The organism is Kriegella aquimaris (assembly GCF_900103215.1).
Lineage (GTDB): Bacteria > Bacteroidota > Bacteroidia > Flavobacteriales > Flavobacteriaceae > Kriegella > Kriegella aquimaris.
Window position 1 is genome coordinate 767665 of the sequence record NZ_FNGV01000001.1, and the last position, 26701, is coordinate 794365.

Consider the following 26701-nt stretch of genomic DNA (forward strand, 5'->3'; position numbering starts at 1 on the left):
CGTTGAATATATAAAGTCAAATAATACTTAGAAATAGACTCGACTAACAATAAACGTACCTTTGACTGACGGTACCTAAATATCTAATTGGGCTTTAAATATTTAAGCCCAAAATAAGAATTTAAGCGTGAAGATAGATTTTGTAATCGGAAGATTAAAGGCGGGAGGAGCTGAGCGCGTGGTAAGCCTTTTGGCCAACTATTTTGCTTCAAAGGGTCACACAGTACGCATAATTACCTTTATTGCTGGAGACGACTACGAATTAGACCCGAGAATAGAAAGAGTGAAACTTCACAAAAAGTTCATTGTGAATTTTGTCGTTATCAGGGGGTTCATTTTTTTACTTTCCTATTATTTCAAGAAAAAAAACCGCCCCGATATAATAAGCTCTCATATTGATTTTGTAGGCTACGCTACCATTTTACCTAGCAAGCTCTATAATATAAAGATCGTAGTTTCTGAACACTTTAATCATATGAATCAAGAGGCAAGTATTTTACGTTCTTTTCTATGGCGCGTATTATATCGCTTGCCAGATGCTGTTACCGTTTTGACCAAATTTGATATTCCATTCTTTACAAACAAAACCAAAAGGGTTCTAGTCATGGAAAACCCTTGTTCTTTCGAACCGATAAATGACCTAAATGGCAAGAGAGAGAAAACCATACTGACGGTTGGCAATCTTGACAGATATCATCACAAAGGTTTCGACAATTTGTTGAAAATTGCCGCTAAGGTCTTCGAGAACCATTCAGATTGGCAATTAAAGATTGTCGGTGGCGGAGATGACGGCCTCAAAATTCTAAAGGAAATTGCAACTGAACTTAAAATTGAAAAACAAATTGAGTTTCTGGGTTATCGAAACGATATCAAAGAACTAATGTCACAGGCGGAAATCTATGTTTTATCATCACGACACGAAGGTCTACCCATGGTACTTATAGAGGCGATGTCACAAGGCATGGCCTGTATTTCATATGATTGTGTCTCAGGTCCATCGGATATTATCAACGACGGCACAAACGGAATTTTAGTCGCGGATCAGAATAAAGAAGCTATGATCAATAGATTAAATGAGTTAATTGAGAATGAAGATTTAAGACAATCACTCAGAAACAACAGCCTGAAATCACTTGATAAATTTACTATGGAAAATGTAGGCAACAAGTGGATGCGATTATTTAATGATTTGTTAGACCCCAAAAAAGCCTCTTAGATTATGTGCGGAATTTACGGATCGACCATTGCGTATAGTGAGAACGAAGTTAAAGAAAAACTGAAAAGAACATCTTTTCGGGGTCCCGATAAAATGGGGGTTCGCCTATTTGATGAAGAAAAACAACCTATTCGATTAGGTCATAATCGACTCTCGATAATTGATTTAGACGTACGATCTGACCAACCGTTAACCTACCAAGAGAATATACATATTGTTTTTAATGGTGAGATTTTTAATTTTAAAACCATAAAAAAAGAACTTGCCAACAAAGGGTATGAATTTAAAACAACTAGTGACACCGAAGTAATTTGCGCCGCCTATTTAGAATATGGTCAAGACTGTGTGAACCACTTTAATGGCATGTTCGCATTTGTTATTTATGATAAAGTCAAAAACCTTCTATTTGGTGCAAGGGATAGATTAGGGCAAAAACCTTTTTATTACTACCATAACGAAAAACAATTTGAATTTGCCAGTCAGCTCTCGTCGATTCAATTGTTTAATGAAAAACTAACAATTTCAAAAGAGGCCATTAGTGCCTACCTCCTATGGGGTACGATTCCCGACCCCTATTCTATTTTCAATGAAATTAAGAAGTTAGAAGCTGGTCATAGTTTTTCATTTGATATCGAAACGGGCAACTTCAAATCGAAAAAATATTGGGACCTGGATTATAAAGGCCAAAATAAATTTTCAGGAAATTACAACGAGGCTCAGGAAGAACTTGAAAAATTATTAAGCGATGCGGTAAAAATTAGAATGTTCGCCGATGTTCCCGTAGGCATATTTCTTTCTGGGGGTGTTGACTCTTCCTTAGTAAGCGCTTTAGCGGCAAAAGAAACGCCTGGAAAGGTCAAAACATTCTCGGTAAAGTTCGACAATAAAGAGTTTGATGAAAGTGAATACGCTAAACGAGTGGCCTCTCATTTGCAAACAGAGCACAGCGTTATAGAATGCGACTATACAGAAGGCATACAACTAATAGAAAACCTGAGTTATTTCTATGATGAACCCTTTGACGATGCCTCGGCGATTCCATCGATGTTATTATCAAAATACACGCGAGAACATGTAACTGTTGCGTTATCAGGAGATGCAGGGGATGAGAATTTTCTAGGATACCATCGATACAACTGGATGCGTTACATCGAAAAAGCCTATAAGTTCCCTGATCCGCTACGAATGATGGTAGCCAAAGCGCTGACCTTAGCGCCACACTACAAGGCCAAAACCATTGGAAATGTAATCAATAAAGCAACTATAAACGATGCCTACTTGGCGACAAAGCGAGATTTAAACAGTAAGTGGTTCGACCTTTCAGGCTATAATTATAAAGACGAATCTAACAGCTATTTATTCCATAACAATAAGAATATCTACGAACGTATCTCCGATTTCGATATCAAAACGTATTTAAATTGGGATATTAACACCAAAGTTGACAGGGCCTCCATGGCGTTTTCCCTTGAAGTCCGTTCTCCAATGCTAGATTATAGAATTGTAGATTTTTCAAGAACCCTTCCTACTGAATTTAAATTCATTAAAGGGAACCAAAAGCGAATATTGAAAGATGTACTGTACAAACATGTTCCTAAAGAAATGTTCGACAGACCTAAATCAGGATTCACAATGCCCTTTAAAAGCTGGTTTCGAAACGAGTTGAAAGATTATGTTCTTTCTGAGTTAAATGATGACGGTCTTGCGACAATACCTTTTATCGATAAAAAGGAAGTCAAAATTATGATCGACCAACATATGGATGGTTCTTGGAATCGATATGCCATAATATGGAGGTTGTTAGTTCTTAAACAATGGCTCAAGAACAATGGAAAAGGATTTTCGATAAAATAGCGAAAGCTTGCATTCCTGAAAAAATCACAGTACTAAGCAAATTATTTATCTAATTAATCATAATTCATGCGACTAGGAATACTCATATACTCTCTTGGAGGTGGGGGCGCAGAAAGAGTCGTCTCACACCTACTCCCCCACTTCTTGGAACAAAAAATCGAAGTCCATTTGTTTTTGATGCATGCTACCGTGGGTTATGATATTCCCGAAAGCATACAAGTTCATTATATAGAAAATTCAAACCCAGCGGAAAGTGGAGTCAACAAACTGATCAAAATACCCTTTTTGGCCTTGCGGTATGCTAAACTGTTAAAACAGCTAGATATAACCCATTCATTAAGTCTGCTGACAAGACCGAATTACATAAATATACTTTCTCGAAAATTTACTTCCAAAAAAATCAAGCTGATCATCAGCGAAAGGGGGCAACCCAGCTTGCAGTACAGCTACAAAGGACTACAATCTACCATAAATAAATTCTTGATTCGAAAACTATACGCAAAAGCTGATTCGGTGATTTGTAATTCTATGGGAAATCGCAATGACCTTATAGCCAATTTCGGAATCAACAAAGACAAGATCGAAGTCATAAACAATCCAATAGATTTAGAAAAGGTTGATAAAATAGAACCAATACCCGATTATTTCGATTCCCAATACTTTAATATTATAACCGTTGGTCGGTTGAATAAAGGAAAAAACCATAAGCTACTCATCGATGCAGTCGAAAATATTGACGGTATTCGTCTCTATATTTTGGGCGAGGGTGAACTTGAAGATGAACTAAAAACGATTGTAGCGGAAAAAAGTCTTGAGAAAAAGGTGTTTTTTATGGGTTTTGATCCATCGCCATACAAATACCTCAAAGCAGCAGATTTGTTTGCTTTTGGTTCCAATCACGAAGGTTTTCCGAATGTTCTTTTAGAAGCTATGGCATGCGGACTGCCGATTCTTTCCACAAACTGCAAATCAGGGCCTGATGAAATATTAAGGCTAGATAAACCGTTAGAAGATGACATTATGATAACCGATTACGGCATTCTAACTCCTGTAGGCAACAAACTATTAATGATAAAGGCAATCGAATATTTTAGGAAAAACACAGAATATCTTCAAAAAACTAAGAAAAATTCATTGCAGAGAGTAAGAAACTTTGACAAAGGTAGTATTTTACGAAAGTACGAATCGTACATCTTAGCTACCGAATAATATATACCTTTATCGAATCTTAACAAGAAGTTAATTCTGTATGAATTCTAAACGAATATTGATTATATGTGGTGCAGCCAAATCATTGGTTACCTTTCGTGGCGATTTAATAAGGCGCCTACTCGCTGAAGGTCATGAGGTGGTATGTGCTGCCCCATTCCCTGAAGATAATACAGAATTTAGAGACGAATTGGAAAGAATGGGCGCCGACACGTTTGCGTACCCCCTAAATAGGGCTGGCATATCACCCATTTCAGATTTAAAGACCCTGTTTTTCTTAAAAAAGAAAATAGAGGAATACCAGATTGATTTAGTGTTCCCATATACGATCAAATCTGTTATATATGGTTCTTTGGCCGCTGAACAAACGAATACACCAGTAATTTCACTAATTACTGGGTTAGGGTTTACATTTAGTGGAGTTTCCAAGAAAGCGAATATTCTTCAAAAAGTCACCAGTTTTCTTTATAAAAAAGCGCTGCGAAAAAATAATGCTATCATATTTCAGAATGAGGATGACAAGAACCTTTTCCTGCGAAAAAAAATAATTTCCCCAAAGCAAAATGCCTATCTCGTCAATGGATCAGGGGTTAATTTAAATGAATACAACACCCGAATAAAGAAAAATGATGGGGAGCAGATAGTTTTTGTCATCGTTTCACGATTGATCGTGGAAAAGGGCATTAAGCTGTTTATGGACGCGGCAAAAAAACTAAAAAAGAAATACCCTAAATCTGAATATCATATTATAGGGCCAATAGATACTTCCCCTTCGGGAATTAAAAAAAGTACAATCGATAAATTTGTATCCAAGGGAATCATTAAATTTCATGGAGAACAGCGCACAGTCGTCGGCTTTCTTGAGCAATCCGATATTTTTGTGCTCCCCACCTATTATCGAGAGGGTGTTCCTCGATCCATTCTAGAGGCGCTTAGTATTGGGATGCCCATAATAACTACTGACACTCCAGGGTGTCGAGAGACGGTCATTGACGAAAAAAACGGTGTACTAATAGCTCCAAGGGATTTTGACGATTTGTATAGGGCCATGGAAAGTTTTCTAAAACATCCCGAACGTATTGAAACTATGGGTATTAATAGCAGAAAATTGGCAAGTGAAAAATTTGATGTAGAAAAAGTAAATGCAAAAACGCTTGAAATCATTGCCAGCAACAGCTAATGTTTAATAAAATGGGTTCACAAGGTCTAGCAAATATTGCACTTGGTCATATAACCATGAATATATATCGATTAAATATTTATCCCTTACAGAAATTACATATACTTGCAACCGAAAATATAACATTGAACAAGATTCATATGTGATTTTAGGTGAATATTTACTGGTTTAATTTTAAGCATGATTTTTTTGAAAGAGCCGCAAAACCTTTGCTATTCATAAAATTCTACTAAAATGAAAGTACAGTTATAACTTAAGTCTTCACCTTGCCCCCGATTTTGAAAAGGTCCAAACCATATTCATGAAAATAGCTTTTTTACTTAGTAGAATTGAACAGACGGGTGTTACAACACATACTTTAGATCTCGCCCAAGGTCTGGTCAAAGAAGGTCATACAGTTTGTCTGATTACTGGTGGAAAAATCGAAAATGCAACATCAAGGGTAGACGATTTTTATAATGAATTTAAAGCCTTGGGAGTCGACATTAAAGAATTTGAAACTCCTAAAGGAAATATTTTTAAACGAACTATACAATCATTCACTTCGGTGTTTGATATTATGGGTAAAATAAAACAGTTCGAACCTAATGTAATACACTGCCAATCACCATACATGACTTTTATTCCTTGGCTGATGAGGAAAAAGTTTACAACGACGTTGCACATTCTTTATTTAAAAAGAAATTTTAAATTCAAAAAACCAGATCACTTAATCGCCATAAGTAATGAATCTTATGAATTCAGCAAAAAAGTCTTCAGAATGGAAGACAAGAACTTAAGTCTGATTCATCACGGTGTATCAGATCGGTTTTCGCATCCTATTTCTCCAAAACAAAAATCAGATTTGAAAAATAGGCTGAAAATACCCGAAGATAAATTAATCATTGGTTTCGTAGGAAGTATTTCGCTGCGCAAAGGATCAGACATTCTTGTTCAAGCCTTAAAAAATTTGTCAACTACTACCCAAGAAAAAATTCATTTTATCTTTTTGGGAGGTGTTGGAGGTAGTGAAGATTATATTTGGTTAAAGGATATGGTCGAAAACGCAGGAATTGAAAAATTCATGACTTTGGTACCATTCGAAGACCCCAAACCCTTTTATGATATTTTTGATATTTTCGTATTACCATCACGTATGGAGTCTTTTCCATTAGTAACTTTAGAAGCGATGATGAGTGAATGTTGTCCCGTTAGAAGTAATACAGAAGGCGCCTATGAACAAATCGAAGATGGTGTGAACGGCCTCCTTTTCGAAACTGAGAATACTCAACAATTCACTGCCATATTAGAAAAATTGGTTTCCGATTCGGATTTACGCCGACAACTCGCACAAAGTGCTAGAAAAAGGGCCCTGAATGAATTCACCATCCCTGTAATGACAAAGAAAACGTTGGAGGTTTATTCCAAAATCCATATGAACTGAAAACGATACTATCATGTACAAAAATGTGATAAAAAACATACTAGACTTGCTAACAGCATTGATTGCTCTTGTTGCACTATCTCCCCTTTTTATAGGTATTGTTGTCATTCTCGGCATCAGTAATAATGGAAAGCCCTTTTTCGTACAAAAAAGACCAGGCAAGAATGGACGGATTTTTAAAATTTTAAAGTTCAAAACCATGAATGATAAAAAAGGCCCGGACGGTCAACTTTTATCTGATCATGAACGAATGACAAAGATTGGTAAATTCATTAGAAAAACATCGTTAGACGAGATTCCTCAACTTCTAAACGTAATCAGAGGCGACATGTCAATTGTAGGCCCGCGGCCTTTATTGGTGTCTTATTTGCCCCTTTATAACGAGGAACAGGCTCGAAGGCATGATGTTAAACCAGGTATTACGGGTTGGGCCCAAATAAACGGTAGAAATGCCATCAGTTGGGAAGATAAATTCAAATATGATGTTTGGTATGTTCGGAACATTAGTTTTTTGACTGATTTAAAAATTTTATGGAAAACTGTTGGCAAAGTTTTCAACTCTGAAGGTGTTTCGGCGAGCGAAGAAGTAACGATGGAGCTATTCAGGGGGTCTAAAAATTGATATTATTATAAAAAAAAACAAATGATTGAAGTAATAGATAATGAAAAAGACTGGAAGCAGGTTTTATTATCATGTGATTCATATGATTTTTATCATACGTACGACTATCATTTGATTTCGAAGAAAGAAGATGAGCTTCCTATTTTAATCACATATCAGGAAAACGATAAAACCATAGCCATACCCTTTCTAAAGCGCACCATAGATAACACTGCTTTTTTTGATCTTACTTCAGTATACGGTTATGCTGGTCCAATTTATAAGAATATTGATGCGTCTTTCAATAATGGCCTATTTAGAACGGAGCTTGAACAAGTATTTTCAGAATTGAGTATTGTAAGTGTTTTTTCAAGACTGCATCCTTATCTAAAAAAACAATCCATCGTTTTAAATAATTTGGGGCAAACTCCAACACTTGGCAAAGTGGTGAATATAAACTTGACACTACCATTGGACGAACAACGTATGCAATACGGAAAAAGCACCAAAAACAGGACAAATAAATGCAGAAGGCTTTGCAATGTAGTATTGGCAAAGACCGATGAACAAATCAATAGTTTTATAGATGTTTATTACGAAAACATGGATCGTTTGTCTGCAAACAAAGATTATTATTTCTCAAGAAAATATTTTTTCGATTTTCTAAAATGTACAGATTTTGAAACCGATATACTGCTTGTGCAACTTGAAGAAACCGGTGAAGTAATTGCAGGCTCAATGTTCGTTAAGACAAACGACATTGTTCAGTTTCATTTATCAGGTACCAGAAACAGTGCTTTGAATCTGGCTCCAGCTAATCTTTTTTTAGACGAAATGCGTGTCAAGGCAACGGAGCAGGACTATAAGATTTTCAATTTAGGCGGAGGTGTTGGAAGCAAGGAAGACTCGCTGTTCAACTTCAAGTCATCCTTTTCTAAGGAGCACCATGAGTTTAAAGTTTGGAAACATATAGTAAACAACAATAAGTACTTAGAACTTATAGGTGACAAGGAAATCGATGTGAACGAACAATTCTTTCCCTTATATCGAAAATAATTAAGGAGTCAATTCAAACTGTAAGTTGGTATTTTGCATATCATAGTGAAATTTGTTTTGTTCAGCTCATAAACACCGAATACCTATTACCTTTCCAAAGTTGTTATTCTACTGACTACGATGATATTATATAAATAAGCGTATACTTTCTGAAAGTAACTTATATATATATATATAGGAATATACTTGTTATAAAAAGGTTAATTTTCAGGCAATTACATATAAAAAAGTGTATTTCATCGAAAAAAGCGGAAATCACCAAAAAAAGAAAATGTAGTCTTGTCGGTTTTTCTATTTTTGCGCAGTTCATCGAAACAAAGACGCATTTCGTCTATTATTTTGATGTAATCAATAATTTTTTCGCCCCCGAAAATTTAAATGCTAAGCTTAACCCTGCATTGACATGACATATTCTTTTGGAAAAAAATTCCTATTACCTTCTTGTGCACTTTTTTTCACATTTATGATTTCCTGTAATAAGGATGGTGATTTATTGACGGACAGCGTTTTGAAAAATGGTCAGGTTGTAGACGATATTTTCATAATTCCATCCGACAATAGTAGCGTTCTTGATGTTTTATCAAATGATGCATTCACTTTTCCCAATAATATAAAAATTGTTGAAACCTCTTCTCCTCAAAATGGCAGTGTGATTATCAACGATGATTACACAATAACCTATACTCCAAAAAAAGTAGTTCAGGAAATTCCGGAACCGGAACCAAAGGTGCAACCAGAGCCAGAGGTACAACCAGAACCGGAAACTCAGCCCGAGCCAGAAGTACAACCGGAAATCGAATCACAAACGGAACCTGAAGCACAACCCGAACCTGAACCGGAAACTCAGCCTGAGCCAGAAGTACAACCGGGACCTGAAGCTCAACCCGAACCCGAACCAGAGACTCAGCCAGAACCGGAACCAGAGGTCGCTACCGAAACAGATTCATTTACCTACACCGCAGAAGTAGAAGATGAAGATGGAACGGTAACCACTGAAACTGGTACCGTCACGGTTGAAGTTGAAACCGAAACAGAGCCTGAGCCAGAGCCTGAACCTGAACCTGAAGTTGAGGCGCCAAACGTAGAAGATGGTTTTTATGTGACGGTAAACGGCTCATCGAACAATGACGGACTTTCCGAACAAAAATCCTGGAGTTTGAAATATGCAGTCAGCGTGGCTAAAGCTGGAGATATTGTATATATCAAAGCTGGGAATTATGGCAATACCCAGTGGGTTCAATCTATTTCTGGAAATTCAAATAATCCAATCAAATTTATAGGGTATAAAAATCACCCCGGTGATATACAATCTGAAGGAGGCTCAACTTTCGAATACCAAGACAATGTCGATTCGAACAGAATGCCTTTACTTAGTGGTACCGAAAATAACGGAACAGCCATAAAAATAAACGAGGTTAGCGGTCATATAGAATTTCATAACATACAAATATCAGGTTATAAATGGGGAATCAATAATTTTGCCAATAACATTCTCATCCGAAATGTGGTGCTGAATCAAGTTGGCCCCAAAAACAAGACATCAAGTTATGACGGCAAGGCAATTACTTTAAGGGGTAGTTATAATTCTGTGGAAAATAGCCTTGTGATGAATGCCGGAGTAGAAGGCATTTCTTTACGTAATTGCGACAATTGTCAAGTAAAGAATTCAGAAGTAGCGACCGATAACCTAAAAAACGGAACCGACTACTATATATTGCTTGTGGAAGGAACTGAAAATTCAACAATAGACAACTGTATTGTAAGGAGGAAAATTGGAGTGGAACATTCTGGTCATGGTCTCGTGGCCAAAAATGGAGCTTCCCATAATACTATCAAAAATTCTACTGTTATTAATACAGGAATAGAAATGTCATATTCCAATGTAAACAACAATCTCATAAAAAATTGTACCGTTCAAGGTAGCTACATGGATAATGGAGACACTGCAAGCAATGTTAAAGTGGCAAATGGTGCACATCATAATACTTTCGAAGATATATTCATTGACAACACTTACGGAGGTCTTGCCTTTACAGATTGGGATGAATCACAGCCTTATGACGAAAATAATGCAGGAAATAATAATAATTATGTAAATGTTCACGTAACCAACAGTATTTACGCAATTAATTTTGGGGAGTTTCAAAAGACAGAAGGCCCTGCATCAAACAATACTTTTACAAATTGTCATTTTTCAGATATTAAAACTGTTTTTAGGGTCAACAGACCAAATTCAAATACATCATTGATTAATTGCACCATTGAAGACGCAACAGACTTATGGGACACTTCATCAGGTTATAATTACAAACTAAATTCCAACACCATATTTACTAACATAACATTGCGAAATGTTGATTTTGATTTGCCTTAAAGAATTTGAGAATCTTTTAATTACTATTAAAGCAAAAGCATTTACAATAAACTTTTAGTCATGCAATACTTATCATTTAAAAGTGATAAGTTCATTGACTTGTTTAGTCCTGTTGCTTTTGCCCCAATACAACAACAACTCTTCTCCACAAAATCCACCCCCTTGAGGAGGAGCTACATTTGAGTACTTACAGAAATACTTTTGCAAATTGCTAAGAGAATTGCCCCTACACCCACCGCTAGGACTGAAGTAATCATGTTCTGCATGACACCCATATACTATAGCTCAACTTTTTCATCATCATGTGCTTGGTTCGTGCTTAAAAACTTCGTCCTTTCATTTTCAAATAATTAAATTTGTAGGCATACATGAGTTTTAATGAAAAGGTCTATACTATTTGTTACTATAATAATTATTTCCCTACTACTATTAAAAATAACGCATAGTTATTTGAATGCCCGAGAGGCCATTTATCCCTACGACCCTAATATTGACTACAGGTACAGTGAGGATAATGCACATGTTTTATCACTTTTTTTGAAAAATAATCAAATAGCAATCCCTGATACAATAGATGATAACTATTCGGCTTTCCTAAAACTTGAGGTAAGCTCCACTTTTTTGGGAAATTGGTTCCAAACCGGTGTTGAATCAACGATAAGGGACAAAAGCTCAATAGATTATTTTGAAGATGGTGTCGATGGATTTAGATTTATAAATATAAGTTCAATCTTAGACAAGGGTCCCAAAAAATTGGATTTAAAAGGAATTAGAACAGCACTCGAAGACCAAGAAGCAAAACTTTATCTCTTTAAAAACGAAGATTTAAGCAAGACCAAAATTTTAGTTATTGCTACTCATCCTGATGATGCAGAAATAGCCGCCTATGGGTTGTATAGCAAATACCCCAACACCTTTGTTTTGAACATTAAATCAGGAGAGTCTGGCCCATTTAAATATGATGAGGTATATAGCGATACCATTGCACATTACAGAAAAAAAGGGCAATTAAGAACTTGGAATAGCATTACAGTACCCTTACTTGGAGGTATCGACCACAATAACACATTGAATCTTGGCTATTTTTCTAATTTGAAGAAAATGTTTATTGAAAATCCCAAAGAGTTTCAAGCGGCCTTTACAAAGTCTAGGGATATCGACACCTATAGAAAACAAAACTTCTCAGTTCTAAAAGATAGTCTCACAGGATCTTCAAATTGGCCATCTTTAATTGAGAACTTAGCTTATCTATTGAATTACTTAAAACCTGATATAATAGTAACCCCATACCCCGCATTGGAAGCACATGAGGAACATCAATACACTACAATAGCTGTAATGGAGGCCTTAAAGAAAAACAATATGAAATCAGGAGAGCTATTTCTATACTCCAATCATTTCATTTTAAATGAATACTACCCTTATGGTAAAGCCGGAGGTTCAATATCACTACCTCCAAATTTTAATAATGATCTTTACTACAAAAGAATATTCTCAAATCCACTCAATACTGATTTGCAAAAGGATAAACTTTTCGCTCTAGAGGCTATGAACGATTTAAGACCTGACACCGAATGGCGTTTTGGTTTGAAATCTATGAGAAAAGCCTTTCAAACAGCAAAGGGTGAAATTTCGCAGTCAGACAACAGTTATTTCAGAAGGGCGGTAAGAAGCAATGAACTTTTTTTTATTGTACCTATTAAAGACATCTACAAACCAAATGTTTGGAATAAAATCACCACCACTGAACATTAGTTTCTGAGGCAATCGCTATAGACTTAATTCTTTGGGCATCAATACCAAATGTCAAATCGATTCTAAAATCTAAAATTTTGATTCTCAGGATTAAAAGCTCCGTGTTTTAATCAAATTGATGTATTTCATCGAAAAACCCATTTGTTATATCCGATTTTATATTTTATCCCGTTAGAAATCAAAATGAAAAAATTTCAAAATATGAAACTCATCGAAGCAAAAGTGCTATTCATCGAAAAGGAACTACCATTTAACGAAAGAAAAATTAATAAAATCGAGTAAATATAACTGCTTGATATTTACACAAATCAAACCATGATTGTCCCAAATCGGTCATGGTTTTATTAAACGAAATAAATGATGATCCCAAATCGGCATTTATTTCTTTCAAACATCATACCTACTTATGCACATGTCTACCTACCCAACAAAAACACTAAAAGTGATTTTTACATTTTTTATATTAACAGCTATATTTTCTTGTAGTAAAGATTCCGACCTGCTTGCAGAGTATGTTGGTCTTGATAAAGAAGAAGTAATAGGAATTGGCAGTTTTATAATGAATGATAACTATATAATCTCAAGAGATAAGAGTATAGTACTCGATGTTTTATCAAATGATGCTTTCGCCAACCTAGACAAAGTGAAAATTGTCGAAACTTCCCAAGCAAAAAGTGGTATGATTGTCATAAATGACGATAACACCTTGACATACACACCATCTTACAGCGTTACTCCAACTTCGGCTCCAGAGTCTCCTGTTGAGACACCGACCACGGAGACACCCACCACGGAGACACCGACCACGGAGACACCGACCACGGAGACACCCACCACGGAGACACCGACCACGGAGACACCCACCACGGAGACACCCACCACGGAGACACCCACCACGGAGACCCCGACAAATGAAGAGACAACTGATGAGGCATCAAACGATGAAGAAGTTTCAGATACATTTACCTATACCACAGAGACAGAAAATGAAGACGGATCAGTAACTACGGAAGAAGGTTCTGTAACTATTACCATAACCGAAGAACCAGAACCAGAAGTAGAACAAGAGGAAGAGGAAGACCCTAGCGAAATTTTCAACGTTCAAAGTGCCTTTTATGTCACTTCCAATGGGAATACAAGCAACGATGGAAAATCCGAAGCCAACCCTTGGACTTTAACGCATGCGGTCAGTATGGCCAAGGCGGGAGATACCGTTTTTGTGAAAGCGGGATCCTACAATGTTCCAAGGCTTAGATTTTCAAATAGTGGTACAGAAAACAATCCCATAGTTTTTATAGGCTATACATCAAAAGAAGGAGATATAAAAACGACCAAAGGAGGTACAATGGATTATGGAGACAATATAAGTTCCATCGGTTTTCCAGTAATAAACCCTCAAGATGATCAGGTAATGTACATTCAAGGAAATTATATAGAAATTCACAACATAGGTTTCCATGATCCCTCAAGTAATGTTACATATGGTATTCTTGTTACTGGCGATTATAATGTTTTCGACAATATTGCCTTTTCCAAAATAAATGATTCTTCCACTACATATATGGGCAGTGGGTTTACAATTCGTGGCAGCCACAATACCGTAAAAAACTGTTATGGTGAAAATGCAGCTTACACGGCATTCCTAATAAGTGGTTCTGGAGGTGCAGCGAGTTTCAACACCATTAAAGACAATGACTACTACAATGATGATAGCAACCGACAAACAGATTACTTTTTTTCGACCTCATATAAAGGTTCAAGTTCAACAGTAGCCTCAAATAATCTATTTCAGGGTAATCGAGGTTATAGATTGCATAGCGGTTCTCATCAAGGACATGGGTTGGCAAATGGTGGAGGCAGTAATAATTTATGGCGAAACAATTTAATACACCGATCTAACCTTGAAATTCGTTACCCAAGTTCCTCGGGTACTGTTTATGAAAACAATAGAATGACAGGTGACGCATCTGCACAACAAATATCTATTGAAAATGGGGCGACCAATATTACATTAAAAAATAATTATTTTGAATGCGGATATGTTGCCTTATTTTTTATTGTTAAAACATATAATCCTTTGGTCTCGACAAATAGTCCTAGTAATATTAAAATCTATAATAACATTTTTAAAGGTGGGGAAAGAATTATGTCCTTCGGTGAAGGTAGTCAAGAAACTTCTCCAAGTAAATCGATAGAAATACATCATAATGTTTTTGATGGGCAAACGGGAGGAATACGATATTACAACAACGGAAATGAAGTAGATTTCGACAACAATTTTATTGTTAACTCAACTTCATCTAAATGGGCCACTGTCAGCTCAGGAAGTATTGCTATTAATGGAAATAACAATCTATTCTACAACAACTCGTTCGGAACACCAACTAATGGATTTTCGGGAACAATCACCAGTAATCCTCTCTTTAGCAATAGTGGATCAGAAGCGGAAAGATACAAATTACAGGCGACAAGTCCTGCAATAGGTGCCGGGGTTAACTATGCACAACGGACATCGGATTTTGATGGTAAATCAATATCCGGAAGCCCTGACATAGGTCCTTTTGAATATTAAAAAACAACTTTGAAAATCGAATTGTTTTATTCATCAATTCGATTTTCTTTTTTTTAGTTCCTTAAGAACAATCTCATCAAAACCTAAGAGACAAAGGCTTAAAAAGATTTGCTCCTTTCGTTTAAACCATGAAACAAACTTGAAAAAGTTTTTAGCATTAAAATTGAGTTCATCTTTAAGCAAGCGACCTACTTTCTTTTTATAATCTTTTGTCGGATTTTCTTCAAGCCATGTTATCATGGTAAGGGAATAATAAACCCTAAAAATGTACATGTAAAGGGTATTTCTCAAGTTTTCCGAGGCTATCGGTAAAGCTTTTAGGTGCTTTAATTTTTTATGGATTCCATCCCAACTAAACTCTGCCGATTCGCTAATCCGTTTTGCGCTTTTATCATAATTAGACATAGATGCTCCATGCTTCCGATGATAATAAAAAACTTCCGGATTAACACCCACCTTAACTCCATCACAAAACTGAATAGTGTAAGACACCAACTCACCTTGTAGGTAATTATAATTAAAATTTTTCATCACCTCCCTTTTAAACAAACGGAACCATGAGGCATAGGGAGTTCCTAATAGGACTTTATAATCTTGATCCGATTGTAAAACTTTTCGTTTACTGATTTTATGTAAAGCGGTCTTGCCAAAGGCCTTATCGTTTTCATCAACAGATTGAACATTTCCCACAACGATGTCAAGTTCATTCTCTTTTCCAAAAACATAAAGTGATTCCAAAAAATTATCGTCAATATAGTCGTCAGGGTCTAAGTTTACAATATACTCTCCAGTAGCAATATCATAGGCAGATTGCCTAGCCATCCATAATCCCTCATTTTTCGCTTTATTGATGTACTTGATTCTATCATCGACCAAGAATTCAGTTATAATATCATGACAGCTGTCAGGTGATGCATCATTCACTAAAATTATTTCTATATTCTTAAGTGTTTGATTCACCAGACTATCCAGAAATTTTCGAATATATTGATCTACATTATATGCGGGAACTAGAACACTCACCTTAGGTTTAATCGCCATGAATAGCTACGTTAGAATTAGTACTCTTTAAAAATTTGTTAAATATAAGGTTAAAATTACCCCCTTTTCAAGCGTTTGACCTATTGTTTCGTCCATACACAGATTTTTTAGGTTAATAGATAATCTTCACTTATTTTTACCCACTAAAAATTAAGGTAATATACTAACCTGAAATATCCGATTTTCCCGTAAACATCACTCACTTCTACTCCACTATTGATAGACAAAAATTTTACATTTTGGGGTTGTTATATGAAAAATTTCAAGAATGAAAAACGTCGCAGTACTGTATACATGTCATAATAGAAAAGATAAAACCTTGAGTTCAATTAGAAGCCTATTCGAAGTAGAGCAGATAGAGCCCAAGAATTTTTCACTAGATGTATACTTAACCGATGACGGTTCTACAGATGGTACGTCCGAGGCCATTCAGAAAGAATTTCCCCAAGTGCACATTATTTCGGGAGACGGTCAATTATATTGGGCAGAAGGTATGCGTTCTTCGTGGAAAGAAGCTCTAAAGGGAAATTATGACGCTTATTTATTGCTCAATGATGACGTTGAATTGTATAACAACGTCTTTGATCAACTTGCAAAAACTCATAAATACTCCCTTGATAAATTAGGGATGGAAGGAATTTATTTGGGAGCAACAGAAGATAAAACCAAAAACCAATTGACCTATAGCGGGTCGCTTTTGAAAAATAGGTTTTTATACAAACTCAAAAGACTGCCTCCTAACGGTCAATTTCAGATATGTGATGTTGGAAATGCCAATATTATGATGGTCGCTGGCACTGTTGTTGACAAAATAGGTATTCTTACCGAAGGATATAGTCATGGTATGGCAGACTATGATTATACCCTGACTGCTGGAAAGGCAAATATTCCTGTCTTGATTGCGCCGCAATATTGCGGACATTGTGTCAACGACCATCGAGATCACTACGAGAATTTCGCAAATAAAAATTTTGAAGAAAGACGCAAGGTATTATACAATCCTACCGGTCTAGCCTTAAGTTCTTACAAAAAGTATACGAAGAAATTTTTCCCTTTTCGATATCCATTTGTTGTTTTTTTTGCGTGGCTCAAATTATACTTCCCGAAAATATATTTAAATTATTTTAGAAAATAAATAATCAGAAATAGCATTGGTAAAAAATAGGAAGAAATTATTATGACCTTAAGTACTAATTACCATATTCTTAAATCTTATTTCAAATTAAAATCAAACCTATGAAATGTCTTCAAATTTGTAATGACTTCATGGGAAGTAAGGTCCATGAAAATCTCTATCGCGAGTTAGACGAAAGAGGAATTCAACAAGTTATATTTTATCCCGTACGAAAAGCTAAAATCAAAAAGGTAGAAAAATATAAGAAAAATCCAGATTTCGAAGTTATATATTCTAGGCCCCTTCGCCCCTACCATGCCTTTTTATTCCGTAACAAAATACGCTTTCTGTACAAAGACCTTGAATCTAACACAGATTTAAAACAATTTGATATCGTTCACGCCACTACGCTATTTAGTGATGGTGCCTTAGCCTTAAAACTCAATGAGAAATTCAACATACCATATATAGTAGCCGTAAGGGGCTCAGACGTCAACGTTTTTTTTAATTATCGCAAAGACTTATACTTTCTTGCACGAAAGATATTGAGAAAAGCTTCTAGAATTATATTCGTAAGTACATCACTTAAGCGTAATTTTTTTAAAGATAGTTTTATAAACAAATTGCGACCTGAAATTAATGACAAATGTGTTGTCATTAATAACGGTCTTGATTCGCACTGGCTCAACGATTTAAGACCAAAAAAAATGATTACACCTTCCAAACTGGTCTATATTGGAAATTTTGACATTAATAAAAATATCCTAAGATTAATAGACGCAGTCGTAATAGCTCAGAAAAAATATAAAGACCTATCCTTGGATTTGGTAGGGGGAGGTGGGAAATATCATGAAAAAGTTGTTGCAGCCATAGAGGCAAATAAATCGATAGTTACGTATCATGGTGCGATATATGATAAAAAAAAGCTAAAAGAGATTTATTCCAAAACCCATATTCTAGCTATGACCTCAATAAGTGAAACATTTGGTCTGGTATATGTGGAGGCCCTTACTCAAGGACTCCCTATAATTTGTTCGAAAAATCAAGGAATAGACGGCACCTTTACTGAAAAAGTGGGAGAATTTGTGAATCCTAATTCTGTTACCTCAATAGCTGAGGCAATACAACACATGGTACTGGAATATCAGAATTATGACATAGACCAATTAGACTTCTCCCAGTTTGACTGGAAGTCAATAGCCGACGCATATATTAATATCTACAACAGTATCATTCCTCAAAAAAAGATTACCAAACATGCTGAATAAATCGAGTAATCATCCTATTGCTATTGATAACGAAAGACCGGGAACTGCTTCTTGGAAGTTAAACCATCCAGCAACAAATAGGGAAATTGAAGGGTACGCTTCGCACACTAGTATCAACAAAGGCGAGTTCATAAACCTTTTTGTGAACACAGCTGCTGAAAAATTTTCTTTAGAAGTTTTCCGAATGGGATGGTACAACGGATTGGGCGGACGATCCATAACCGAACCCGTCACCCTACCGGGTATGGTTCAAAAAAACACCTTGCCAGATACTCACACGGGATTGATTGAATGTGATTGGAAGAATCCTTACAAATTATGCACTGACGAAACATGGCTCACTGGAATTTACGTTGCCAAACTTCAAGAGAATTCATTTAACAAACAAAGTTATATAATTTTTGTTGTGAGAGATGATGAAAACAGTCCCGACATACTCTTTCAATTACCTGTTACTACGTATCAGGCATATAATTATTGGGGTGGGAAATCACTTTATGATTGGGGAAGTGGTTCGCACGATGAATGGGGATCCGTTTCAGGTAAACGTGCAAGTCATGTTTCGTTTAATCGACCCTATGCCTGCAGTAATAATAGGAAAGCGGCTTACGGAATGGGGGCCGGAGAATTTTTCACTAACATCCAACCCATAACTACCCACGACCTCCCTATTAGCAGTGCTGCTTGGGATTACAATATGGTTCGATGGTTAGAAAAAAACAAGTATAATGTTGGGTATATTACCAATATAGATACGCATAGCGAGTCGAAATTTCTTAGTCGAGCCAAAATATTCATGTCTCATGGACACGACGAATACTGGTCGTCTGAAATGCGTAGTAATGTAGAAAAAATACTTGATGATGGAACCAGTCTAACCTTTTTTTCATCTAATGCCGTTTTCTGGCAGGTTAGACTAGAACCAAGTAGTAGTTCGAATGCTGCCAATAGAACTATGGTATGTTATAAAGATGTTTCCCTAGATCCGATAACCAATAGCGCTACAACTGTAAATTTTCGAGACAAGCCGATAGACAATCCTGAGTCGAAACTGATTGGTGTTCAGCATTTCATGGACCCCGTGGATAGTGATATAATTATCTCCAATGCCTCCCATTGGATTTACGAAGGATTAGATGCCAAAAATGGTGATAGGTTACACGGACTTCTTGGTTACGAAATTGATGGTATCACAGAATTTTCCCCAAAAAACATAACAATATTAGCCACTTCTCCAGGAAAAAATCTGTTAGAGAATAATTATGCATACACGGGAAAAGTAATGTTTAAGCGAATTAACAGAAAAATGAATAGTTTATTAGTTGATAAATTAAAATTTCCCAAGATTGCAATCAAAGCAATCTACATAATTGCAATTCTGGCCATTTTTATACTTTCTGGTGTGATTGTTAAAATTGGAGCCAAAGGTGGCATTTTTGCTCTTGTTTTGTGCTCAACAACCATAGGGGCGTTATTGGTGTTTTGGTTCTTACAAAACCTGAAAGCACTTAATAATAGAATTGTAAAGAAAGGTGATTCCCATATGACCCTTTATGAAACAGAAAAAGGAGCTAAAGTGTTTGCAACAGGTTCAATGCAATGGTCTTGGGGGCTTGATGACTATAACGCTCCAAAACTAAGGTCATCAAGGGCAAGTACCAAAGCTGAAACAATTACGCATAATGTTCTAAGCGCATTTGGAGCTACAACTTCGTAGAAGTAAAAACATCAAAAATCAAAGGTCTTTATTTTTAAAAACCGATATTTGCAGCGAAATTTTACGATTATAATAGTTTTACCCAGAAATCAGGCGTTATAGCCACATTTAAGGGTAGAAACATAGATGATGTTGTATGTTTGCAAATGAATAATTGACAGACTTTTACAAATAATAAAATAGTACCTAATGAAAAAAGTGGCATTAATTACAGGGGTTACCGGACAAGACGGAGCCTATCTAAGTGAATTTTTATTAAAAAAGGGCTATACCGTTCACGGATTAAAAAGACGTTCTTCACTTTTTAATACCGATCGTATCGATCACCTGTACCAAGACCCGCATATTGAAAATAGAAATTTTATTCTTCACTATGGTGATATGACCGATAGTACTAACTTGATTCGATTGATTCAGGAAATACAACCCGACGAGATTTACAATCTCGCGGCCATGAGCCATGTACATGTTTCTTTTGAGGTGCCTGAATATACAGCCAATGCCGATGGAATAGGAACGCTTAGAATATTAGATGCAGTACGCATGTTAGGTCTTGGAGATAAAACACGTATCTACCAAGCTTCAACTTCAGAACTTTATGGTAAAGTACAAGAAGTTCCACAAACTGAGAATACTCCTTTTTACCCTAGGAGTCCATACGCTGTGGCAAAAATGTACGCTTATTGGATAACCGTAAACTACAGGGAAGCTTATGGAATGTATGCCTGTAACGGAATATTGTTCAATCACGAATCTCCTATTAGGGGAGAGACTTTTGTAACCCGAAAAATAACAAGGGCAACTTCCCGTATTGCCTTGGGGCTTCAAGACAAGTTTTATCTTGGTAACCTAGATGCGCAACGTGACTGGGATCATGCAAAGGACTATGTGCGAATGATGTGGATGATTCTTCAAGCAGATAAAGCAGAAGACTGGGTAATTGCAACAGGTAAGACGACACCTGTGCGGGAATTTGTTCGTATGAGCTTTGATCAAGTAGGAATCGAATTAGAATTCAAAGGCGAAGGTGTAGAAGAAAAGGCATACGTCAAGGCTTGCCATAACAAAGATTATCAACTGGAAATAGGGAAAGAAATACTTGCTGTGGATCCAAAATATTTCAGACCTACAGAAGTTGAATTGCTTATTGGAGATGCTTCTAAAGCTAAAAATAAATTGGGCTGGGTACCAGAACTTGATTTACAAGATTTGGTAAAAGACATGATGGAAAGTGATTTAAAATTAATGCAGAAAGACCAATATTTACAGAATGGCGGTTATCGAATTCTAAATTACTTCGAGTAAAAATGAACAAAGAATCAAAAATCTACGTAGCTGGTCATAGAGGTCTGGTTGGCAGTGCCATTGTTGCTAATTTAAAGAACAAAGGTTATCATAACATTATAACAAGAACCCATTCGGAACTTGATTTAAAAAGTTCGGAATCTGTAAGGGATTTCTTTGAATCCGAAAAGCCGCATTATGTGATTTTGGCGGCGGCGAAAGTTGGAGGAATTGTTGCTAACAATACCTATAGAGCTGATTTTATATATGAAAATTTGATGATTCAAAACAATGTTATTCATCAGAGTTACTTACATAATGTAAAAAAGCTTCTTTTTTTGGGTAGCACCTGTATCTATCCCAAGAACTGCCCACAACCTATGAAAGAAGATTATTTGCTCACCGATGTACTTGAATACACAAACGAACCCTATGCAATAGCGAAGATTGCAGGTATTAAAATGTGTGAAAGCTACAATTTGCAATACGGTACTAATTTCATTTCTGTTATGCCGACCAATCTTTATGGTCCCAACGACAACTTTGATTTGGAAAAATCTCATGTGCTCCCGGCATTAGTCAGAAAAATTCTTCTTGGCAAGGCTTTGGAAAATAATGACTGGAAGACAATTAATGAAGACTTGAACAAGTTGCCTATTGAAACAGTAAATGGTGAAAGTGGTCAAGAAATGATTATTGCGAAGTTAGCGGAATACGGTATAATTAAAACAGCTAGCGGTGAAGTGCATGTTGAAATCTGGGGAAGTGGTAAACCTATGCGTGAATTTTTGTGGTCAGAAGACATGGCCGACGCCTGTGTTTTTTTAATGGAGAATAGAAATTTTGAGGACACCTATGTCCAAAATTCTAAAGAAATAAGAAATACTCATATCAATATTGGAACTGGAAAAGACATTTCCATTTCTGATTTGGCGGCAATGGTAAAAAAAGTAGTTGGATTTAATGGTGATTTTAAATTCAACACCGAAAAGCCCGATGGCACCATGAAAAAATTGACAGATGTTTCCAAGCTTAATACACTAGGTTGGAAACATACCATTGACCTTGAGGAGGGTATAAAGAGGCAATACCAATGGTATGTTTCAACTAAATAATGTCATTATCCTTAAAAAACCTAGACATTACAATGAACTTCTGTTCGTCTTTCTGTTCAGAAAAATAATTCGGGATGGGACTTGGTGATAAAATGTTCAAAGGAATGGCGTGGAGTGCGGTTGAACGTCTTTCTGTACAAGCCATGCAATTCATTATTGGCATCGTACTCGCTCGTATTCTTACCCCCGAAGAGTATGGTATTATCGGGATTTTGATTGTATTTATTGCAATTTCACAAGTATTTATCGACAGTGGTTTCACAAAGGCTTTGATACAAAAGCAAAACCGTACCGAAGATGATATCTCTACGGTGTTCCTATTCAATATTGCCATTGGATCACTTTGTTATGCGTTGTTATGGATATCAGCGCCTTTCATCGCCGATTTTTATGAGCTTGATAAGCTTAACATATTGCTAAGAGTCTTGGCATTGTCACTGATAGTAAATGCCCTCTTCACGGTTCCGATTACGCTATATACAATTAACCTTGATTTTAAGGTTTTAACGAAAGTCAATTTTTCCGCGGTTATCATCTCAGGTGCCGTTGCCATTTATATGGCTTTTTCTGGTTACGGGGTGTGGGCTTTAGTGGCACAAACTTTGATAAAATCCGTTGTAGTAGCCTTGTTGATGTGGTTTGGTTTAAAATGGAAACCCAACTGGGTTTTTTCGAAAACCTCGTTAAGGGGATTATTTCGATATGGGTCCAATTTACTTGCATCCTCCCTACTAAATGTAGCGGTAAACAAATCTTATGAACTCGTTATTGCAAAAATTAGCAGTGCTCAAGATTTAGGTTACTACACGAGAGGCACACAGTTTTCAGATTACGTTTATGGTATAATGAGCTCTGTATTAGAAAGGGTCTTATTGCCTGGGCTTTCAGGATTACAAGATCAAATTATTATTCTGGTCAAGCATACGAGAAGTATTATTAGGGCAACAGCATTATTGGTTGTGCCCATCTTCTTGTTTTTAACCGTGATCGCAGAACCTTTAATTCGATTTCTATTAACGGAGAAGTGGATGCCAGCGGTTCCGATTATGCAACTTTTTTGTATCGCCCGGGCCATAACTATTATTTCGGGCATCAATGTAAATCTGCTATATGTAATCGGGAGAACAGATTTAGCGCTAAAACAGCAATATGCCAAACTCTCCATACGCGTTGTTCTATTGGTGATTGCACTGAAGTATGGTATTGTATATATTGCGATGGCAGAACTAGCATCAACTACCATTCATTTTTTTATAAATACGCATTATCCCGGAAAAATTATGAAATATGGGGCTTTTCAGCAGATCAAAGATATGATCCCAATTATTATCTCAGGTATCATTATGGCAGCTGCGGTATATTTTGCAAATTACTATATAGATAATGATATACTAAAGCTTGGCATAGCTCCCGTTATAGCCATACCCGTTTATTTTCTTTTCATACATTTATTCAAGGTTAAGGAACTCAAAATGATTTTAGATAAAACAAGAGGTCTATTTAAGAGATAATCCTACAGTTCAAACAATAGTTAAAATGAAAAACAAAATCTGTTGCATTTTTAATATTGGCTCGCATTATCGCGAATCTATATATACCTTGATGGATCAAGAGCTCCAATGCGACTTTTATATGGGTGATACTGTTTTCAAGCCTTTAAAGACAATGGATTATAATTCTTTAAAGGGATACCGAAAAACAATTAAAAATAAAAAAAGTATTATAAAAGGCTATATTTGGCAACAAGGTGTTTGGAGGTTGGTTTTTAAACCTTACAAAAGCTACATTATTAACAGTTCACCGTATTATTTGTCTAACTGGATTGTTCTCATTCTGGCTAAAATATTAGGAAAAAAAACCTATGCTTGGACACATGGCATTAAGGGAAGTTCATCTAAAAAACAAATGATACTTCAAAAAAACTTCTATCGGTTGTTTGATAAAATATTTCTTTATGGCGACCAAGGACAACGGTTAATGATTGAGCAAGGTTTTGATAAAGACAAACTGGTATTACTTTATAATTCCCTAGATTACAAAAAACAACTGGTCGTTCGTAATAAACTAAAACCGTCGGATGTCTACAAGAAATACTTTAATAATGACTTTCCCGTTCTTATATATATTGGAAGAATCCAAACTTCTAAAAAGGTGAATTTATTGGTAGAAGCATTAAAAAATTTGAGAGAAAAAGATATACCCTGTAATTTAGTTGTTGTCGGGGAAGATATAGATGATAACGACATTCCCAAATTAGTTAAAAAATACAACATAGATAAAAATGTATGGTTTTACGGTCCATGTTATAAAGAAGAACTAATTGGGCCTTTACTTTACAATGCAGATGTTTGTGTTTCTCCAGGATTGATAGGTCTTACAGCTATACACTCGCTAACCTATGGAACACCCGTTATTACCAGTGATAACTTTTATGGCCACGGACCTGAATTCGAAGCAATAAAACCCGGACTTACAGGAGACTTTTTTGAAGAAGGTAATTTGGATGACCTTGTGCTTAAAATCAATAATTGGATTAACCTTGATAAGTCGTCCCGTAATAAAACCAGACTTGAGGCCTATCGGTTGGTGGATGACAAGTATAATCCCTTTTATCAAATTAATGTTCTAAAAAAAGTCCTGCAGTCATGAAGGTACTTTGGGTTACAAACACCATATTCCCTCAACTATCCGAAGCCCTTGGAAAAAGTGCTCCTGTAGTTGGTGGCTGGATGTATGGTTTAGCCAGAGATTTGACAGAAGAAGGGTTGTCGTTGAGTATTGTCACTGTTAGACCAAAAATGCAATTCTCGCAACATACAATCGATGGAACCAATTATCTTTTACTCCCAGGAGCAAAGCCAATAACCGAATATGACGAAACATTGGAAAAACAATGGAAAAAAATCATTGAAGATATTTCACCTGATATAGTTCATATCCATGGTACCGAATATGCCCACGGTCTCTCATTAATGAAAGTATACCCTAACTTGAGATATGTTATTTCGATACAGGGAATGACCAGTATAATAAGTAGATACTATTATGCTGGGATTAGTATGAAAGAAATTATCAAAAATATTACTCTTAGGGATATTCTAAAAGGTGATGGAATAATTGGCAATAAAATAAAATTTAAAAAAAGAGGGCATAAAATAGAACAAAACTACCTGAAATTAGTAAAAAATATAATAGGTAGAACTCAATGGGATCATGACCATGTAAAGACTATTAATTCTAATGTAAATTATCATTTCTGCAATGAATCATTGAGAAATAGCTTCTACAGGTCTAAAAAATGGGATATAGACGACAAAGAAGACCATACTATTTTTTTAAGTCAAGCAAGCTATACCATAAAGGGTGTACACAAAGTGCTTGAAGCCGTGTATTTTATAAAATCATATTTTCCTAATTTAAAAATACGCGTTGCCGGGACAAATATTCTTAAGAATTCAATTGGAATAAAAGGAAAGTTAACCAAAAAGGGATATCATAAATATATAAGCAGGCTGGTTAAAAAACTAGATTTACAACAACATATAGTCTTCTTGGGTTTTCTCGATGAAGAACAAATGATAAATGAATATTTAAATTGTCATGTATTTATCTGTCCGTCAAGTATAGAAAACAGTCCAAATTCATTAGGTGAGGCTCAGATATTAGGCGTTCCCTGTATCGCATCATATGTCGGAGGAGTCCCCGATTCAGTAAAACATGGTGAAACAGGCCTTCTTTATCGTTTTGAGGAAGTTGAAATGTTAGCACAATCTATAAAAAGTATTTTTGACGATGAAAAATTAGCAAAAAAGCTTTCAGAAAACGGCATCTTAGCGGCTTCAGAACGACATAATCGCAAGAATAATATGAACACCATGCTCTCTATTTATAATAGTATTTCAAAAAGTGAATTTAACTAATA

General features: G+C 35.9%; 19 protein-coding genes. 18 read left to right on the plus strand and 1 reads right to left on the minus strand.

The genetic code is table 11. The annotated features are described in order from the left end of the window. Positions 1–127 precede the first annotated feature (127 nt). The 10 genes from BLS33_RS03255 (at position 128) to BLS33_RS24765 (ending at position 15240) form a co-directional block, all read left to right on the plus strand. On the plus strand, positions 128–1216 hold the full coding sequence (locus BLS33_RS03255; RefSeq protein WP_089885233.1) for a glycosyltransferase family 4 protein: 1089 nt from the start codon (positions 128–130) through the stop codon (positions 1214–1216). Between the two features lie 3 nt (positions 1217–1219). After that, on the plus strand, positions 1220–3070 hold the full coding sequence (gene asnB / locus BLS33_RS03260; RefSeq protein ID WP_089885235.1) for an asparagine synthase (glutamine-hydrolyzing): 1851 nt from the start codon (positions 1220–1222) through the stop codon (positions 3068–3070). Positions 3071–3136: 66 nt separating this feature from the next. After that, on the plus strand, positions 3137–4279 hold the full coding sequence (locus tag BLS33_RS03265; RefSeq protein WP_089885237.1) for a glycosyltransferase: 1143 nt from the start codon (positions 3137–3139) through the stop codon (positions 4277–4279). A 40-nt stretch (positions 4280–4319) separates the two neighbouring features. Then, a complete protein-coding gene (locus BLS33_RS03270; RefSeq protein ID WP_089885240.1) occupies positions 4320–5459 on the plus strand; it encodes a glycosyltransferase family 4 protein in 1140 nt (379 codons plus the stop codon). Between the two features lie 301 nt (positions 5460–5760). Then, positions 5761–6882: a glycosyltransferase family 4 protein gene (locus BLS33_RS03275; RefSeq protein ID WP_089885242.1), complete on the plus strand. Its 1122-nt coding sequence runs from the start codon at positions 5761–5763 to the stop codon at positions 6880–6882. Between the two features lie 13 nt (positions 6883–6895). Then, positions 6896–7504 (plus strand): sugar transferase, encoded by a 609-nt coding sequence (locus tag BLS33_RS03280; RefSeq protein ID WP_089885243.1) that lies wholly within the window; start codon positions 6896–6898, stop codon positions 7502–7504. Positions 7505–7525: 21 nt separating this feature from the next. Next, on the plus strand, positions 7526–8539 hold the full coding sequence (locus tag BLS33_RS03285; RefSeq protein ID WP_089885245.1) for a GNAT family N-acetyltransferase: 1014 nt from the start codon (positions 7526–7528) through the stop codon (positions 8537–8539). A 403-nt stretch (positions 8540–8942) separates the two neighbouring features. Then, a complete protein-coding gene (locus tag BLS33_RS03290; RefSeq protein WP_089885247.1) occupies positions 8943–10913 on the plus strand; it encodes a right-handed parallel beta-helix repeat-containing protein in 1971 nt (656 codons plus the stop codon). Positions 10914–11291: 378 nt separating this feature from the next. Continuing rightward, entirely contained in the window at positions 11292–12668 is a 1377-nt protein-coding gene (locus BLS33_RS03295) for a PIG-L family deacetylase (RefSeq protein WP_089885249.1), read from the plus strand. 442 nt (positions 12669–13110) lie between these two features. Further along, on the plus strand, positions 13111–15240 hold the full coding sequence (locus BLS33_RS24765; protein ID WP_176801311.1) for an Ig-like domain-containing protein: 2130 nt from the start codon (positions 13111–13113) through the stop codon (positions 15238–15240). A gap of 33 nt (positions 15241–15273) precedes the next feature. Here the strand turns inward: BLS33_RS24765 and BLS33_RS03305 are convergent, their stop codons facing one another. Continuing rightward, a complete protein-coding gene (locus BLS33_RS03305) occupies positions 15274–16281 on the minus strand; it encodes a glycosyltransferase family 2 protein (RefSeq protein WP_089885252.1) in 1008 nt (335 codons plus the stop codon). A 268-nt stretch (positions 16282–16549) separates the two neighbouring features. Between BLS33_RS03305 and BLS33_RS03310 the strand changes: the two genes are divergently transcribed. The 8 genes from BLS33_RS03310 to BLS33_RS03345 all read left to right on the plus strand — a co-directional run bounded on the left by BLS33_RS03310 (position 16550) and on the right by BLS33_RS03345 (position 26699). Continuing rightward, positions 16550–17416 carry a glycosyltransferase family 2 protein gene (locus BLS33_RS03310; RefSeq protein WP_089885254.1) on the plus strand — a complete coding sequence of 289 codons (867 nt, stop codon included), beginning with the start codon at positions 16550–16552 and terminating at the stop codon, positions 17414–17416. A gap of 131 nt (positions 17417–17547) precedes the next feature. After that, entirely contained in the window at positions 17548–18663 is a 1116-nt protein-coding gene (locus BLS33_RS03315; RefSeq protein ID WP_176801312.1) for a glycosyltransferase, read from the plus strand. Next, positions 18653–20380 (plus strand): N,N-dimethylformamidase beta subunit family domain-containing protein, encoded by a 1728-nt coding sequence (locus BLS33_RS03320; RefSeq protein ID WP_089885259.1) that lies wholly within the window; start codon positions 18653–18655, stop codon positions 20378–20380. The genes BLS33_RS03315 and BLS33_RS03320 overlap by 11 nt, the downstream gene beginning before the upstream one ends. 189 nt (positions 20381–20569) lie before the next feature. Beyond that, on the plus strand, positions 20570–21685 hold the full coding sequence (gene gmd, locus BLS33_RS03325) for a GDP-mannose 4,6-dehydratase (protein WP_089885260.1): 1116 nt from the start codon (positions 20570–20572) through the stop codon (positions 21683–21685). 2 nt (positions 21686–21687) lie between these two features. Further along, positions 21688–22779: a GDP-L-fucose synthase family protein gene (locus tag BLS33_RS03330; RefSeq protein WP_089885262.1), complete on the plus strand. Its 1092-nt coding sequence runs from the start codon at positions 21688–21690 to the stop codon at positions 22777–22779. Between the two features lie 74 nt (positions 22780–22853). After that, positions 22854–24290: a lipopolysaccharide biosynthesis protein gene (locus BLS33_RS03335; RefSeq protein WP_089885264.1), complete on the plus strand. Its 1437-nt coding sequence runs from the start codon at positions 22854–22856 to the stop codon at positions 24288–24290. A 25-nt stretch (positions 24291–24315) separates the two neighbouring features. After that, positions 24316–25428 carry a glycosyltransferase gene (locus BLS33_RS03340; protein ID WP_089885266.1) on the plus strand — a complete coding sequence of 371 codons (1113 nt, stop codon included), beginning with the start codon at positions 24316–24318 and terminating at the stop codon, positions 25426–25428. Then, entirely contained in the window at positions 25425–26699 is a 1275-nt protein-coding gene (locus BLS33_RS03345) for a glycosyltransferase family 4 protein (protein ID WP_089885269.1), read from the plus strand. Before BLS33_RS03340 ends, BLS33_RS03345 begins: the two co-directional genes overlap by 4 nt. Positions 26700–26701 lie beyond the last annotated feature (2 nt).